The 14,428-nt window shown below is 38.7% G+C and carries 15 protein-coding genes, 2 pseudogenes and 1 riboswitch; of the genes and pseudogenes, 6 read left to right on the forward strand and 11 right to left on the reverse strand.

Going from position 1 to position 14,428, the window contains the following annotated elements:
* Positions 1 to 10: 10 nt before the first annotated feature.
* Positions 11 to 553, reverse strand: coding sequence for an MFS transporter (locus OLD84_RS17960; RefSeq protein WP_319961559.1), 543 nt, complete (start codon positions 551 to 553; stop codon positions 11 to 13).
* A gap of 252 nt (positions 554 to 805) precedes the next feature.
* Here OLD84_RS17960 and OLD84_RS17965 point away from each other — a divergent pair.
* From OLD84_RS17965 to OLD84_RS17975, 3 genes and pseudogenes are all read left to right on the forward strand, one after another.
* Positions 806 to 2,161: pseudogene (locus OLD84_RS17965) on the forward strand (transposase).
* A gap of 171 nt (positions 2,162 to 2,332) precedes the next feature.
* Complete coding sequence (locus tag OLD84_RS17970) at positions 2,333 to 2,752, forward strand: hypothetical protein (protein WP_209464068.1); 420 nt, start codon at positions 2,333 to 2,335, stop codon at positions 2,750 to 2,752.
* Positions 2,753 to 2,785: 33 nt separating this feature from the next.
* The gene (locus OLD84_RS17975; RefSeq protein ID WP_209464069.1) at positions 2,786 to 3,370 is read left to right on the forward strand and encodes a VanZ family protein; all 585 of its coding nucleotides are present in this window, start codon (positions 2,786 to 2,788) and stop codon (positions 3,368 to 3,370) included.
* A gap of 200 nt (positions 3,371 to 3,570) precedes the next feature.
* Here the strand turns inward: OLD84_RS17975 and OLD84_RS17980 are convergent, their stop codons facing one another.
* From OLD84_RS17980 to OLD84_RS17990, 3 genes are read right to left on the reverse strand one after another with little or no spacing between them, the layout of a single operon-like run.
* Positions 3,571 to 3,714 (reverse strand): hypothetical protein, encoded by a 144-nt coding sequence (locus OLD84_RS17980; RefSeq protein ID WP_209464070.1) that lies wholly within the window; start codon positions 3,712 to 3,714, stop codon positions 3,571 to 3,573.
* Complete coding sequence (locus OLD84_RS17985) at positions 3,689 to 3,883, reverse strand: hypothetical protein (protein WP_209464071.1); 195 nt, start codon at positions 3,881 to 3,883, stop codon at positions 3,689 to 3,691. The genes OLD84_RS17980 and OLD84_RS17985 overlap by 26 nt, the downstream gene beginning before the upstream one ends.
* A 1-nt stretch (position 3,884) precedes the next feature.
* Positions 3,885 to 4,205: a helix-turn-helix domain-containing protein gene (locus tag OLD84_RS17990; protein WP_245301643.1), complete on the reverse strand. Its 321-nt coding sequence runs from the start codon at positions 4,203 to 4,205 to the stop codon at positions 3,885 to 3,887.
* Between the two features lie 177 nt (positions 4,206 to 4,382).
* On the opposite strand from OLD84_RS17990, the pseudogene OLD84_RS17995 reads away from it, so the two are divergent.
* Both OLD84_RS17995 and OLD84_RS18000 read left to right on the forward strand, forming a co-directional pair.
* Positions 4,383 to 5,738, forward strand: a pseudogene (locus OLD84_RS17995) (IS1182 family transposase).
* A gap of 171 nt (positions 5,739 to 5,909) precedes the next feature.
* Positions 5,910 to 6,245: a hypothetical protein gene (locus tag OLD84_RS18000; protein ID WP_209464072.1), complete on the forward strand. Its 336-nt coding sequence runs from the start codon at positions 5,910 to 5,912 to the stop codon at positions 6,243 to 6,245.
* A 44-nt stretch (positions 6,246 to 6,289) separates the two neighbouring features.
* Here the strand turns inward: OLD84_RS18000 and OLD84_RS18005 are convergent, their stop codons facing one another.
* From OLD84_RS18005 to OLD84_RS18035, 7 genes are all read right to left on the reverse strand, one after another.
* Positions 6,290 to 6,598 (reverse strand): hypothetical protein, encoded by a 309-nt coding sequence (locus tag OLD84_RS18005; RefSeq protein ID WP_209464073.1) that lies wholly within the window; start codon positions 6,596 to 6,598, stop codon positions 6,290 to 6,292.
* Positions 6,599 to 6,853: 255 nt separating this feature from the next.
* Positions 6,854 to 7,531, reverse strand: a complete 678-nt coding sequence (locus tag OLD84_RS18010) for a DUF1129 family protein (RefSeq protein WP_209464074.1) — start codon at positions 7,529 to 7,531, stop codon at positions 6,854 to 6,856.
* A gap of 1 nt (position 7,532) precedes the next feature.
* Positions 7,533 to 7,856 (reverse strand): PadR family transcriptional regulator, encoded by a 324-nt coding sequence (locus tag OLD84_RS18015; protein ID WP_209464075.1) that lies wholly within the window; start codon positions 7,854 to 7,856, stop codon positions 7,533 to 7,535.
* A 117-nt stretch (positions 7,857 to 7,973) separates the two neighbouring features.
* Positions 7,974 to 8,306 carry a hypothetical protein gene (locus OLD84_RS18020; protein WP_209464076.1) on the reverse strand — a complete coding sequence of 111 codons (333 nt, stop codon included), beginning with the start codon at positions 8,304 to 8,306 and terminating at the stop codon, positions 7,974 to 7,976.
* A 10-nt stretch (positions 8,307 to 8,316) separates the two neighbouring features.
* Complete coding sequence (locus OLD84_RS18025; RefSeq protein ID WP_209464077.1) at positions 8,317 to 9,360, reverse strand: ribonucleotide-diphosphate reductase subunit beta; 1,044 nt, start codon at positions 9,358 to 9,360, stop codon at positions 8,317 to 8,319.
* A complete protein-coding gene (locus OLD84_RS18030; protein WP_209464078.1) occupies positions 9,341 to 9,775 on the reverse strand; it encodes a flavodoxin in 435 nt (144 codons plus the stop codon). The genes OLD84_RS18025 and OLD84_RS18030 overlap by 20 nt, the downstream gene beginning before the upstream one ends.
* The gene (locus OLD84_RS18035) at positions 9,772 to 12,006 is read right to left on the reverse strand and encodes a ribonucleoside-diphosphate reductase subunit alpha (RefSeq protein ID WP_209464079.1); all 2,235 of its coding nucleotides are present in this window, start codon (positions 12,004 to 12,006) and stop codon (positions 9,772 to 9,774) included. Before OLD84_RS18035 ends, OLD84_RS18030 begins: the two co-directional genes overlap by 4 nt.
* A gap of 362 nt (positions 12,007 to 12,368) precedes the next feature.
* Positions 12,369 to 12,561: riboswitch (cobalamin riboswitch) on the reverse strand.
* Between the two features lie 361 nt (positions 12,562 to 12,922).
* On the opposite strand from OLD84_RS18035, the gene gdhA reads away from it, so the two are divergent.
* A complete protein-coding gene (gdhA, locus tag OLD84_RS18040; protein ID WP_390336982.1) occupies positions 12,923 to 14,299 on the forward strand; it encodes an NADP-specific glutamate dehydrogenase in 1,377 nt (458 codons plus the stop codon).
* Positions 14,300 to 14,428: the final 129 nt, after the last annotated feature.

The raw sequence follows: 14,428 nt of genomic DNA on the forward strand, positions 1-14,428 counted from the left end.
GTTAAAGATCCTAAAATCGTAAATCCGAATGCAATGGATAGAAACGACCATGAAAAAGTGTTGTTGCTACAGAGCTCATCAGTATAAGTGTCCCACCAATAGCCGGTCCGATGATAAAAGCTCCAGACGTTGTAAATGATTGGATGGAATTATACCGCTTCCGCATATGTCTTGGAATTAACTGTGTGATGTAGGTCGTGGATGAAGGTGTAAAGAATGCCTTGGCGATACTCAAAAAAATCAAAATCAGGTAAACGAATCCAATGTTAGGAGCAAAAGGAATTAAAAATATGAAAAATGCCCTTGCTAGGTAGGTGACGATCATGATTTTCCTTTTGCTTCGATAATCGATGAAACTCCCCGTCCAAAATTTAGTCAGGATATTCACAGCTGGACCGATAATCCACAAACCAGCCACTGCCGCTGCAGAACCAGTCATCTGAAACACCAAAATATTAATGGCAACCAAATAGATAAAGTCACCTATTCCAGCAATTCCAACAGAGGTTAATAGCAAAACAGGTTCCTTCCAATTGGCCAATTTGGTTTTCATAAGCTGCCTTTCCTTTCTCCCTATAAGCCCGGTTTTGTTGTTATATACTTATTCCATGCAGAGCCTTGGAATTCCTTTAAAATAGAGGAATTCTTTATGGAGGGATTAGAATAACTAAAAAGTTGAATGAATTTCATAATTCTTAGCCCTTGTGCCCCAATGGGTTCGAGACACAAAAAAGGAAGTACCTCCCCAAATCTAGTATAATGGCAGTTGACAGAAAACCAAAAAAAGACTGGAGGAGTACTCCCTGTGACTATTATACGACAAACTAGCTTATTTGGCATCCAAGAATTATATGATATGGAACCTACCTATCGGTATGAAGAGATTATTTCTGCTATAGATTTGGATATGATTCACCATGAAGTAAACAAAAAATCCCGGCTTGGTGCACCAGAAGAACTGAATTATGCAGCGATGATTATTTCTATTTTTATCCGATATGTTGAGCGTATCCCAACAATTAAAGATTTGATTAAACGTCTGAATGATGATTTTGTTTTCAAACTGAACTGCGGGTTTCTTGTTTCTGACAATACGCCCTCTGAAGCTTCCTATTCTCGACTTTTAACGAAACTGAGTGAATTGACTGTTTTAGAGAAAGTTCAAGAAAAGGTTTTGCTTCAAGCGACTGCAGAGGGATTCATTATCGATGATACGGTCGCTATTGACGCGACCCATTTTGAAGCTCGTGACCAAGCACCACCAAAAGAGGAAAAGTCTAAAGCTGAACCTAAGAAACGAGGGCGCAAATCCAAGGAAGAGCGTGGCCAATGGTTAGTTGAACAGGCGGAAAAAGAAGCCAATCTGCCCCTCTACGAAAAGAAAATAGAAGCGCAATTGGATGTCCCGTTAGCCAAATTGCGTGCTGAAGTTCCTCAACACCCCAAGTGGGGTGTAAAAAAGAACAGCGAAGGGAAAAATGTTTTTTTGTATGGCTACAAAGGTCACTTAGCTGTTGGTACATCAAGTCAATACATTTTGCAGTCCCTTTTTTCTTCTGGCAGTCTGAATGACGGAAGGCAGCAATTCCATTATTAAAGGGTGTCGATGAATGCCTATCTCTTCCATCTTTACGTTATCAGACCATGGATGCTGGCTATGACTACGATCCTATATACGAGCAAGTGCATCGAATGGGGCAGCAATCTATCATTGCTTACAATAAGAAAAATGAAAGAGAACCTATTGGTTTTGATAAACACTTTGCCCCAACTTGTTTTCGGGAGCATTCCTATCGTTATGACAGTTTTGACGCAAAATATGAAACATTGAAATATACAAGTCCAAAAGAATGTAGTGAATGTCCCTTAGCTACCGAAGGTATCTGCCAAAAGGTTTATAAAGTAAAGATAACTACAGACCTCCGAAGATATACTGCACCAGCTCGTGGCTCAAAAGCTTGGAAAAAATCTATTCAAACGTCGTTCCGCTGTGGAGCGTGTCAATGGGTATCTTAAGGAATCCTTTCAACTCAACAATGTTCGGTATCGAACAGGAAAACGCGCCAAAATACATTTTGACATCGTAACACTTATTTATAACGCATCAAAATTAGCCAGTGACCGTATCAATTTAATGTTAAACCAGCAACAAGCAGCTTAAAGTAAGTTTTAAAAAATAAATTTTTAAAATTCTGCAGGTCTTTGTATTTTTTAAAAAGAGCAATTATGAAATTGATTCAAATAACTAAATTTTAAATTTTTTTACAGGAGAAAGTAAAAAAATGTAGAAATGTAGAATTATACTAATGTCACAACTAAAGGAGGAGTTATTATGAAACAAAAAGGATTTACAATAATTATTCTGGGGGCTTTGTTATTTTTATTTGCAATACCAGCTTACGCTGCAAGCAATTCGTTTTCATTCACTATGGAACATCGTGTAGTAGACGGGAGTGCAAATGGTGAGTTTATGACATTAAGCAGAGGGTCAGCGGCTTTGAGCGGAAGTCACTATATTTCAAGTAGCAAAAGCGGAGCTGGAGGCCCTAACCAAATAGCTTATCAGTTATGCAATCAAACTTCTGGAAATTGCTTTGGAATTATAAGGTCTACACCTAGAGATGACGGTTTAAGAAGATCATTTAATGGTACCTATACTGGACTTGGTGGTGGCACAAGTTATTATCTAATGATTTATAGAGGTGCTAATGACGGACATACTATTAGCGGATCTGGTACAGTCAGAAATTAAAAATATTTCTTTATTAAAGTGAGGACTTTCAACATGGTATACTTCTTCAGTGGATGGTTTTTGTATATATTTTTACTTATATACTTATTGATTTGCGCTTATTTTAAGCTAATAAACAAAAAAAGTTGGACTTACATTAGTTTCTTTACTATATTTTATATTTATTTGTATTATGTAATAGATCTAACACAATTTCCTATTTATGTAAATGATGATCAAAGAGAATTTTTGGGTGGACAGAATGTTTGGCGTGACTTAAATTTAATACCTTTTTATGAAGGGATTACTAAAGAAGGTATATTAAATGTCATAATGTTTTTACCTATGGGTGTGGCATTACCTTTTTTATTAAAGGCTAATATCGTAAAAGTTTTTACAGTAAGTTTAGCTTTTTCAGTACTAATCGAATTAAGTCAACTGGCAGTGGCTCTCTATGCTGGATATACTTTTAGAGTAGTTGATGTTAATGATGTAATTATGAATGTTTTTGGCGCTGTAGTCGGGTATTTAATATTATTTAAATTATTTAAACTTATCTACAAATGGGCTAAAAATAAGTTCTCAATAGAATCAGATGGTAATTCATTTCTTATTCACATTGACAAGTCTGTATCTTAAAATATATAGAAAACCCGACCTATGACTGGTCGGTTTTTTCTATAATACGTATTTACTTATTAGATCCTCCAAAACACCTTCATCCTTCTTCACACTCTTGTTTTGCATGTTCTGACAAGACAAATGCGAAACAGTATTATTCACATCTATGCTAACGGCATCATTAGTCTGTATCTCCATTTTGCAGATTGGACAAGTCATTATTTAAAAATCCTTCTCATTGCTCTACCCGTTGCTTTACCAGCTACACGCCTTCCAATTCTTCTGCCTATTCTATTTTTGCGAACAGCGTCCACATCATTCCAGATGCGTAACGTTTTATATATTTTCGATTTCAGACTCACTACGTTCACCCTCCTTATATTCTTCTTGCAACCATCTTAATAAAGGCAATCCTTCTAGTGTTCCATCTCCTTTTATGATTTGGCTATAATTTATTGAAAGTACATATAAGATTAAATCAGCCATTTCATACTCACTATCTAATGATTTCAATCGCTCAAAATTTGTCATGTTACCCCTCCTTGTTTAGTTTGTTTTTATCAATAACCCACGTTTTCCCGATCTTCTTAGCTTCAATTTTACCCGAAGCACAATAATTTTTTATGGTTCCAGGAGAAAGTCCTAAAATTCTAGCAGCTTCCTCAACACCAATTATATCTTCTAAAGAATTATGTTTCTCGATATAGTAAGAAAAATCATCCGCAAATTCGCTTATTGAGTCCATACAAACCCTTGAAAATTCTGAATCTGATTGTTTTTCATGATCCATTTTTACCCTGTTGATCGACGACATTACTACCTCGTATTTTTTAACCAATTCATTTTTATTCATCTTATACCCCCCAATCTTTATTATGCGTTATCGCATGTCAACACCTTATGAGTGAATTTCATAATTCATAGCCCTTGTGTCCCAAAGGGTTTGAAACACGAAAAAGGAAGTACCTCCCCAAGTCTTGTATAATGGTAGTTGACAAAACATCCAAAAAAGACTGGAGGAATACTCCCTATGACCATTATACGACAAACAAGCTTATTTGGCATCCAAGAATTATATGAGATGGAACCTACCCATCGTTACGAATCGATTATTTCTGCGATAGATCTAGATATGATTTATCATGAAATAACCAAGAAATCCCAGCTTGGTGCACCAGAAGAACTGAACCATGCAGCGATGATTATCTCTATATTTATTCGATACGTAGAACGTATCCCAACAATCAAAGACCTAATTAAACGTCTGAATGATGATTTTATTTTTAAGCTGAATTGCGGGTTTCTTGTTTCTGATAATACCCCATCTGAAGCATCCTATTCTCGACTTTTAACGAAACTTGGTGAGTTAACTGTCCTAGAGAAAGCACAGGAAAAAGTTGTGCTTCAGGCGATCTCAGAGGGATTCATTATGGATGACACGGTAGCTATTGACGCAACTCATTTTGAAGCTCGTGACCAAGCACCATCAAAAGAAGGAAAACCAAAACCTGAACCCAAGAAGCGTGGGCGTAAATCCAAGGAAGAGCGAGAACAATGGCTAGCTGAACAAGCAGAATATGAAGCCAATCTTCCTCTTTATGAAAAGAAAATAGAAGCCCAGTTGGATGTTCCGTTAGACGAATTACGAGCTAAAGTCCCTCAACACCCCAAATGGGGTGTGAAAAAGAATAGCGAAGGAAAAAACCTCGCATGGTTTGGTTACAAGGGACATTTAGCTGTTGGTACATCTAGTCAATATATTTTACAGTCTCTATTTTCGTCTGGCAGTCTGAATGATGGGAAGGCAGCTATCCCGTTATTAAAGGGTATTGATGAATGTCTGTCCCTTCCATTTTTGCACTATCAGACAATGGATGCCGGCTATGACTATGACCCCATTTACATACAGGTACATTGAATGGGGCAGCAATCTGTCATTGCTTATAACAAGAAAAATGAAGGAGAGCCCATTGGCTTTGATAAGCACTTTGCGCCCACTTGTTTTCGAGAGCACTCCTATCGTTACGACAGTTTTGATGACAAATATGAAACCTTAAAATACACAAGTCCAAAAGAATGTAGTGAATGTCCCTTAGCTGCCGAAGGTATCTGTCAAAAGGTTTATAAAGTAAAGATAACCACAGATCTTCGAAGATATACTGCACCAGCTCGTGGGTCAAAAGCTTGGAAAAGACTATTTAAACGTCGCTCCGCTGTGGAGCGGGTCAATGGGTATCTTAAGGAATTCTTTCAACTCAACAATGTTCGTTATCGAACTGGAAAACGCGCAAAAATTCATTTTGACATCGTAACACTTGTTTATAACGCTTCAAAATTAGCCAGTGACCGTATCAATTTATTGTTAAACCAGCAACAAGCTGCTTAAAGTAAGTTTTAAAAAATAAATATTTAAAATTCTGCAGGTCTTTGTATTTTTTAAAAAGAGCAATTATGAAATTGATTCAGTTAATAAAAAAATAACATAAGTTGTATTAAGATCACACGCTGCCATGTATTATTAATTGAAAGAAGAACAAGAAGGAGGAATAACAATCTTATGAAAACAATACTCCTTATGCTTCCCTTACTTTTCGTACTTGGTGGATGTGCAGGTAATTCAAATGATGTCTCCGACGATGAAAATGTAACAGATTATAGTAGTTACTCTGGTACAGTGATTGAACTAAATGAAGAAAGCGATGGCAAGAGAATTCTGGTACAAGAGGCTGAAGATGAAGATTACAAGAAGTTAACATTTAATATCCCAACTGAGATTAACGATGAGGTTCAACTTGATGACGAGGTAACAATTTACTATGATGTAGACTCAGCTATAGGAGAGTCCGATCCTCCTATACTAATTGGAAAAATACTTCGATTGGAGATTCACTAGGATGCGAACGGCCCCAATCAGTATTAACAAAGAGAAGTGCTTAATCAGCACTTCTCTTGTTGCGGGACATAGGGACAGGTTAATTGTCCTAGCACCAGATGAACCAGGGGACAGTGTTCCTGTCCCTTCTGTCCCACCAAAGCAAACCAAAAGAAAAATGAAGAAGCATCATTCCCGATAATGTTTGGTAAAAATTCATCTCTTAGATTAAAATAACTTTTTGGCCATTCAGAACCTTTTATGCAGTTTTCTATAGTGTTTATTAGCAAATGTTTATTAAAATCATCTAAGATAAACTCCGCAAATTCTTGATATCCTGATACCACTAGTGATTCATCTAATCTTGTTTCCATTTTATACCTCATTTAAACGTCTTTTTACTAAATTATATCATATTTTCCTATCAAAATTTAAAATTTTGCATAGAATTATATTTATTTTGAAAACAATAAAAAAGGAAATAGTTACATATACTTCACCCTGTTTCCGAAAGGTGCTTTTAGTAATTACTACTCTTGACAAAGCATTAGTAACAGACTTCAACCTCTAAATTTGACCCAGACGTTTAGCCCCGCCTCTCATTGTCCTTTTATAATTATTAAGATAACCTAACTATTAATCTTTCTCACCCTTCGTGCTACAAAAAACAATACAATTCCAAGCAGTAATGTTACATAAAACGAAATCTGCACAGTCGGGCCAAAGTCAGGTGTGACAAAGATAACCAGCATAAACACACCCATCGCAATAATACCAATGAGACCAGACAAAAGGAATTCCGCTACTTTATTAATCCTTTTAAAACTAGACCAGCGAATATATTTAACAACAAAATATAGTAGTACAAATGCTACAACGATTTTTAGCAAGGTTTTGAAGGCTAAGGACCCCAAATAGTAGGTTTCTGTTAACGGTTCTATATCAAGCACATAATAACTAAACAGTTTAATAATTCCGTTGAGAAAAGCGATGCTAGCTAGAAAATACAACACACCCATTGCGAAATACTGCATGCGTTCCTTCGTTACCATTTTAGGAAGTTCTCCAATTATTTCGTCCGCATATTTCTTCGGCTCCTGTCCAAATACATCCTTCGCCGTTGTTCCTTCTTCCTGTGCCTCCACTAAATGATCTAGTAATTCTGTTAGAATTTCTTCCGTTTCCTGTTCGGATTTATCATAGGAGAGGCGCACATAAACCAGCATATCCTCATAATACTCCTTGTTTTCTTTCGTTAGCTCTTTTCGTTTTTCATTATTGATTTGAATCAACTCTTCTGCATTCATACTATCCCTCCTTATGTAATAAACGGTCTACCGGCGCCTTGAGCCCTTCCCAGTTTACTTTAAAGTCATCTAGAGCCTCTGCGCCCTCATCTGTCAGATAGTAATACTTCCGGTTTGGACCGGTCGATGACTTTTTCATTTCTCCCCTAATCAGCTTTTCTTTTTGCAGCCGTAACAAAATGGGATAAATGGATCCTTCACTAACAGAAAGTCCGTAATCCTGAAGCTTCAACGATAATTCATAACCGTATACAGTCTGACGTTCGACTACCGCGAGAATGCAACCCTCCAATATTCCTTTTAACAACTGACTTCGTATCGACAAAAACTCACCTACTTTGTATTGCAATATAGATATGAAAAAATTAGTCCACTTTCATGTATCTTGTAATACAATATAGCATATCAAAAAAACAACTAACTTGCAATACAATATAGAGAATCATGAATTGTGGATATGTTGTGGATAATATACTTGTGGGTAATTATAGAGAAAAAAATCGACATCATGCAGATTTTCTATTGAGAATAGGTTTAGATTGGCGAAATGCCGTTGTCTGAGTGCCCTCAAAAGGCTGATGCCCGGACCCGATATAGCATCGTTTGTGTGGCTCTCTCCCGATTCGGTGTAGCGCTCTCCCGGTTTACGCCCCTTCTTTCCCGATTTGGTGCGCAGCTCTCCCGATTCAGCCCAGCCCTCTCCCGTTTCGACGCGCCTCGCCCTTCCCAAACACAAAAAAGCAGAGACAATCAGCCTAACGCCAATCATCTCCACCCCAATACTCCTACAGATCATCAAACCCATTCAAATCACTTGTCTTCGTATACTGCCTGGACTTTTGTTCAAAGAAATCCGTTTTCGTCCCGTCAAAGTTATCCACATATGCACGGATCCATTTCATTGGATTATCCACATGTTGTGGATAAATTTCCTCCAGTCCCATCATTCGAAGCATTTTATTTGCCCGGTATTTGATATAGCCTGCCATTTCTTCAAGATCGATGCCTTCCACATCTGCCAATACATAGTTTGACCACTCGATTTCCAGCTCAACCGATTCCTGAAAATGGGCATAGACCCAATCCGTAAATTCACCTGTATTATACTCCGGATTTTCACCCAATGTTGCACGGAAAAGTTCTCCGATAAAACGTCCGTGCTCGAGTTCATCACGGTTAATATAGCTGATCATTGTTGATGTACCGACCATCTTATTGTGCCGTGCTAAATTATAGAAAAACGCAAAGCCGGAATAGAAGAACATCCCCTCCAGCAACGATGTATACACAAGCGTCTTCAGAATATTTTCTATCGTTGGTTCTTCAACGAACGCATTGTATTGCTTGATCAGATTTTCATTTCGCTTCAGCAGCACAGGGTCTTTTCTCCCAAGCTGGAAGGATTCATTTTGCTCATCCAGCGATACGACGGATGAAAGGACATAGGAGTAGCTCTCATTATGCACTGCTTCCTGCTGGGCCATGACTGCCATAATCGATTGTACCGATGCATCAGTTGAATAAAGGGATAATAGCAGTGCCGTCCTCGTTTGTGGCCCGTCCAATGTGGATAACAAGCCAATTATTTTCAAATAGGCCTCCTGCTCCGATTCCGTCAACATAGAAAACTGCTTCACATCACTGGACATGTTGACTTCATCCGCCTGCCAGTAATTACCCACAAGCCGCTTATACATTTTATACCAATGTGGATAAGCTATATCATTCCAGTTCAAAATTCCACTCGACTTACCCCCAAACAAACCTGTTGATTTATTTGGATTACGCGGTTCCAACGTTTTCGCTTTCTCAAGCATAGCTCTTGGCATCCTGCAACACTCCTTCTACCCATTCATCTATTCTTTCTTCCTGACTTCCTCGAGGGGATTGTTCAATTTTCAAACCATTCCACCTGCTATGGTAAAATCGCGCAAGTTTATCCACAGCCCTGCAAAATAATTCATCCCCGCCAAATTGAGTATCCCCTGTTCCGAATACAGCAACATGATTCGGTTTATAACCAACTTCCAGGACAAAATCTTTCACCTCGTCCGGTGTCGCACCCCTATCCCACGTGAATGTTCCGAGAAAAATATAATCATAAAACGCGGGATCTACTGGGGCATCGATACCGATTTGATGCCGATCCACAGATAGATTCTCGCCCTTTAGTTTCGTCTCAATATGATTCGCTACTTCCTCCGTATTTCCGCTATATGATAAATAAGCAATTAAGGTCCTCAACTTTCACACCACTCACATTCTTCGACTTCATTTGCTGTTGAACGAACATAATACGTCGTCTTCAATCCTTCCCTCCATGCCTGCAGATGGACATCCAAAAGTACAGAGGCTCGGATTGTGTTCGGTACATAAATATTAAACGAAATACTTTGATCGATATGCTTTTGACGTGCCGCATTTTGCCTTACCGACCAGCGCTGATCGACAATGTAAGCAGAACGACGGTAGATCTCGTATGTTTGATGATTCAAATCAGGTGCGGTTGTTGGTATTTTAAAATCCTTCTTTTCCTCATTGTAAAAAGGCTTAAAAATAGGATCGATACTTGCTGTTGACCCAGCAATCATGGAGGTGCTCGAGTTAGGTGCCACCGCCATTAAATAACCATTGCGCATCCCATTTTCTTTCACTTGTTCTTTTAAAGCCATCCATTTATCATCGGTATACCCTTTCTGTGTAAAATAACTTCCATCACTCCATTTGCTGCCTTCAAACGCCGGATAGTTCCCTTTTTCCTTACTTAATTCCATGCTGTTTTTTATCGTCAAATAGGCGATTTTTTCATACAATTCATCCGCAAATGTAACGGATTCTTCGCTTTCCCATTTTACATTTTTCAAGGCTAATAGATGATGCCAGCCAAAGGTTCCAAGTCCAATTGCACGGTATTTCTGATTGGTTAATTGCGTTTGCTTAATCGGCAACGTGTTAATGTCGATCACATTATCCAGCATACGTACCTGAATTTTGATCAGTCGTTCTAGTACATTATCAGGAACAGCTTTTCCTAGATTAATTGAGCTCAAGTTACAAACAACATAGTCACCTGTTTTATACTTTTTAACGATCGTATCTTCATTTTCAATAAATTCCTCGATAAATTCGCTTGGTGATTGATTCTGTGTGATTTCCGTACATAGATTGGAACAATAGATCATTCCGTTATGCGGATTGCTGTTCTGTCGATTCACCTCATCACGGTAAAACATGAATGGTGTCCCGGATTCGAGCTGTGACTTCATGATTCGTTTCATGAGATCAATTGCCGGAACGCTTTTTTTAGTTAGGAGATCCGATTGCACGCATTCCTCATACTTCCTGCGCCACTGTCCGCCCCCTTTTTCCTCATCATAAAAGTTTTCCAGCGAATAGCCCATTACTTCTCTCACTTCATGCGGATCAAATAAATACCAATCCTCGCGTTTTTCTACTTTTTCCATAAAGTAATCCGGCAGCGTAACCCCGGTAAATATATCATGGGCGCGCATGCGGTCATCCCCGTTATTTAATTTCAAATCAAGAAACGGCTCAATATCCATATGCCATACATCTAAATAGATCGCAATAGCACCTTTTCTTGTCCCAAGTTGATCCACACTTACCGCTGTATTATTCAACTGTTTAATCCATGGCACAACACCGCTAGACATCCCTTTAAATCCCTTGATCGAGCTCCCTCGACTACGGATTTTGCCCATGTAAACGCCAATGCCTCCACCGTTTTTTGAGAGTCGCGCAATGTCGGTATTACTATCATAGATCGATTGCAAGCTGTCATCCACGGTATCGATGAAGCAACTGGACAACTGCCCATGCGTTTTTCCGGCATTTGTAAGCGTTGGAGTGGCGACAGTCATGTACAGGTTGCTAAGAGCCCAATATGCTTCGGTAACAAGCTGCGTACGCTCAGATTCAGACTCATCCTGCATGAGATGCATCGCGATAATCATCCAGCGTTCCTGTGGCAATTCATATGTATTTTTCGCGTGGTCGGTTGCCAAATACCTCGTTGCCATGGAGTATAGCCCCAAATAGTCAAAGAGTAGGTCATTTTTAGGATTAATTTGTTCAGCAAAATAATCAATTTCCTCCTTCCTATATATATCTAGTAAATGACTGGTGTAAATACCTTCTTCCGTAAGCTTATTAATTAATTCATAAAAATTTCCATACTTCATATCAGAAGCATATTGCCGATTTTCTCCCGCCTTCCGATACAATTCTTTTACATATATTCTGCTTGCCAGATACGTCCATTCTGTATTGGCTTCATCCACGTTTTCAAGGGCGTTTTTGATTAGAATTCCAGCCGCTTTTCCAGGCTCAGTATCAGGTTGGATTGCTTTTAGTGATTTTTCTTTATAATTTGTTGTGTTGATGGATAAATTTTCTGCTGCTTCATTTATGATTTGAACGATTTGCTCCTCATTACTAGCTACCTCTGTTATCATTATAGATTGACTCTCCTTTTTTAATCGTATGTAATATGTAAATTGATTGATCCATTTAAAAATATAGAACAAAAGCGCAAGCGCCCGTTTAGCAACGTACAAACTGGAGCACTTCGCAATGAGATAAAGGAAACACGACGAACGAAGTGAGTCGATGTTGACTTATCGTAGTGGAGGAGTGTGAAGTTTGATAGTTGCTGGGCGCTGGAGCTGGACGTGGATATTTCGGCAAATAAGTTATCCACAGCTTTTAAATTCTATAGTTTCCTATGCAACTAAAAAACCGTCCACCCCTAGGATGAACGGCAACGAACAACAGAAGTATACACTTCCATTGCCTCACCTTCTCACACCCCGGAGAAATGACACTTCAAGCTATGGCAGGTCTCCTGACTTGTGCTTCTACCTACTAGAGTCCTTCCCGTACTATTGCCAAACAGCATACAATACAGTGGTTTACTCGGTCGTCCACACGAACAGTTGCGGGGGCAGTTCCAGCTTTGACCTGGATTCCCTTTTCAGACAGTTGTTGTCACCTTAGCTCGAATCACTATATATAGTGAAATACTTTATAAATTAATCAATATATTGCACTTATACACTATCATATTACGTAGCTAAATTCAATATAAGAAAATTCATTTATTATATTGCGTTTCAAAACCCCTTCTATGAAGGCATTTATTATGCACTTATCTCTTATTGATATTGTTTTCATCTATTTTTAATATTGTTACGATCAATCACTTCCTTTATGATTAATTAACATTAATGATTTTTTCGTAGCACGTCCTGAGCGTTGTAAGTGTGGGCTTTGGCAATTTGCCTTAGGGTTTGCATTTCAAACTATAAAGCTTTCTAAGATTTTTTCACTATCATAATAACGGGAGGTAACGATGCCATTATGGTTATTTCAATGAAAGAAAAAAACAGTACAAACAACAAGCAAATTGTCCAAGATTATTTAAATGAGGTATATGAAACTGTAGTAGTACGTAATCCTAACGAAGCGGAATTCCACCAAGCTGTATCCTTAATCTTCAAATCCCTTATCCCTATCCTAGAGAAATATCCCATCTACATGGAAAAAGGTATTCTAGAGCAACTGATTGAACCTGAGCGCGTCATTTCATTTCGTGTTCCGTGGGTGGACGATGAAGGAAAGGTAAATGTGAATCGGGGATTTCGAGTGCAGTTTAATAGTGCGCTTGGGCCATATAAAGGTGGGTTACGTTTTCATCCATCCGTTAATTTAAGTATTGTAAAGTTCCTTGGTCTGCAGCAGATTTTCAAGAATTCTCTTACAGGACAACAGATCGGCGGCGGTAAAGGCGGAGCTGATTTTGATCCTAAAGGTAAATCCGATAATGAAATCATGCGTTTTTGCCAAAGCTTTATGACGGAACTAGCAAAATATATCGGGCCAGATACAGACATACCTGCTGGTGATGTCGGTGTTGGTTCCAAAGAGATTGGCTATATGTTCGGCCAGTACAAAAAAATGCGGTCTAGCTTTGAAGCTGGTGTGTTAACTGGAAAAGGATTGGGCTATGGTGGTAGTCTAGCGAGAAAAGAAGCTACTGGATATGGCACGATTTATTTTGTGCAGGCCATGTTGAAAGACAGAGGACAATCGCTTGATGGCAGTACGGTCGTTGTATCAGGGTCAGGAAATGTATCAATCTATGCCATCGAAAAGGCTATGCAGCTGGGAGCGAACGTTGTGGCATGCAGTGACTCCAATGGCTATATTTATGATGAGAATGGTATTGACCTTGACACGGTAAAAAATATTAAAGAAGAGAATAATGGTCGTATTACTGAATATATTGATAAACATCCTGGCGCTACCTATGTTGAAGGTTGTACGGATATTTGGAACGTCCCCTGCGACATCGCACTCCCATGTGCTACTCAAAATGAGATTGATGAGGATGCAGCTAAGAAACTTGTCGAAAATGGGGTAAAAGCAGTTGCGGAAGGGGCAAATATGCCTTCAGCTACTGAAGCCATTAATGTGTTTTTAGACAATAAAATTCTATTCGGCCCAGCAAAGGCTGTAAATGCGGGTGGAGTTGCGGTTTCTTCTCTAGAAATGTCACAGAACAGCATGCGAATGTCTTGGAGTTTCGAGGAAGTCGATGCAAAATTACAGGACATTATGCAAACGATCTATGAAAACTGTGTAGAGGCTTCTGAAGCGTTTGACTGTCCAGGTGATTTCGTTACTGGTGCTAATATCGCAGGATTTAAAAAAGTTGCCGACGCAATGCTGGAACAGGGTGTCGTTTAATAGGTAATTGATGCATGCAGGATTTGACTCCTGCATGCATTTTTGATTTCAACATTCAGTAAGTGAACAGAACTATTTGATTTATGAACATCCTCTAACAGTGCGTACTCAAATACCTACTCAACTGCT

Origin of the sequence: Virgibacillus natechei (assembly GCF_026013645.1) — a bacterium.
Taxonomy (GTDB): Bacteria; Bacillota; Bacilli; order Bacillales; family Amphibacillaceae; genus Virgibacillus_L; species Virgibacillus_L natechei.

What these genes read in the sequence shown, in the direction of transcription:
- OLD84_RS18000 (WP_209464072.1), top strand. Translation starts at nt 5,910, where the DNA reads ATGAAAACAATACTCCTTATGCTTCCCTTACTTTTCGTACTTGGTGGA.
- gdhA (WP_390336982.1), top strand. Translation starts at nt 12,923, where the DNA reads ATGAAAGAAAAAAACAGTACAAACAACAAGCAAATTGTCCAAGATTAT.
- OLD84_RS18025 (WP_209464077.1), bottom strand. Translation starts at nt 9,360, where the DNA reads ATGCCAAGAGCTATGCTTGAGAAAGCGAAAACGTTGGAACCGCGTAAT.
- OLD84_RS17990 (WP_245301643.1), bottom strand. Translation starts at nt 4,205, where the DNA reads ATGAATAAAAATGAATTGGTTAAAAAATACGAGGTAGTAATGTCGTCG.
- OLD84_RS17960 (WP_319961559.1), bottom strand. Translation starts at nt 553, where the DNA reads ATGAAAACCAAATTGGCCAATTGGAAGGAACCTGTTTTGCTATTAACC.
- OLD84_RS18005 (WP_209464073.1), bottom strand. Translation starts at nt 6,598, where the DNA reads ATGGAAACAAGATTAGATGAATCACTAGTGGTATCAGGATATCAAGAA.
- OLD84_RS17985 (WP_209464071.1), bottom strand. Translation starts at nt 3,883, where the DNA reads ATGACAAATTTTGAGCGATTGAAATCATTAGATAGTGAGTATGAAATG.
- OLD84_RS17970 (WP_209464068.1), top strand. Translation starts at nt 2,333, where the DNA reads ATGAAACAAAAAGGATTTACAATAATTATTCTGGGGGCTTTGTTATTT.
- OLD84_RS18035 (WP_209464079.1), bottom strand. Translation starts at nt 12,006, where the DNA reads ATGATAACAGAGGTAGCTAGTAATGAGGAGCAAATCGTTCAAATCATA.
- OLD84_RS17975 (WP_209464069.1), top strand. Translation starts at nt 2,786, where the DNA reads ATGGTATACTTCTTCAGTGGATGGTTTTTGTATATATTTTTACTTATA.
- OLD84_RS18010 (WP_209464074.1), bottom strand. Translation starts at nt 7,531, where the DNA reads ATGAATGCAGAAGAGTTGATTCAAATCAATAATGAAAAACGAAAAGAG.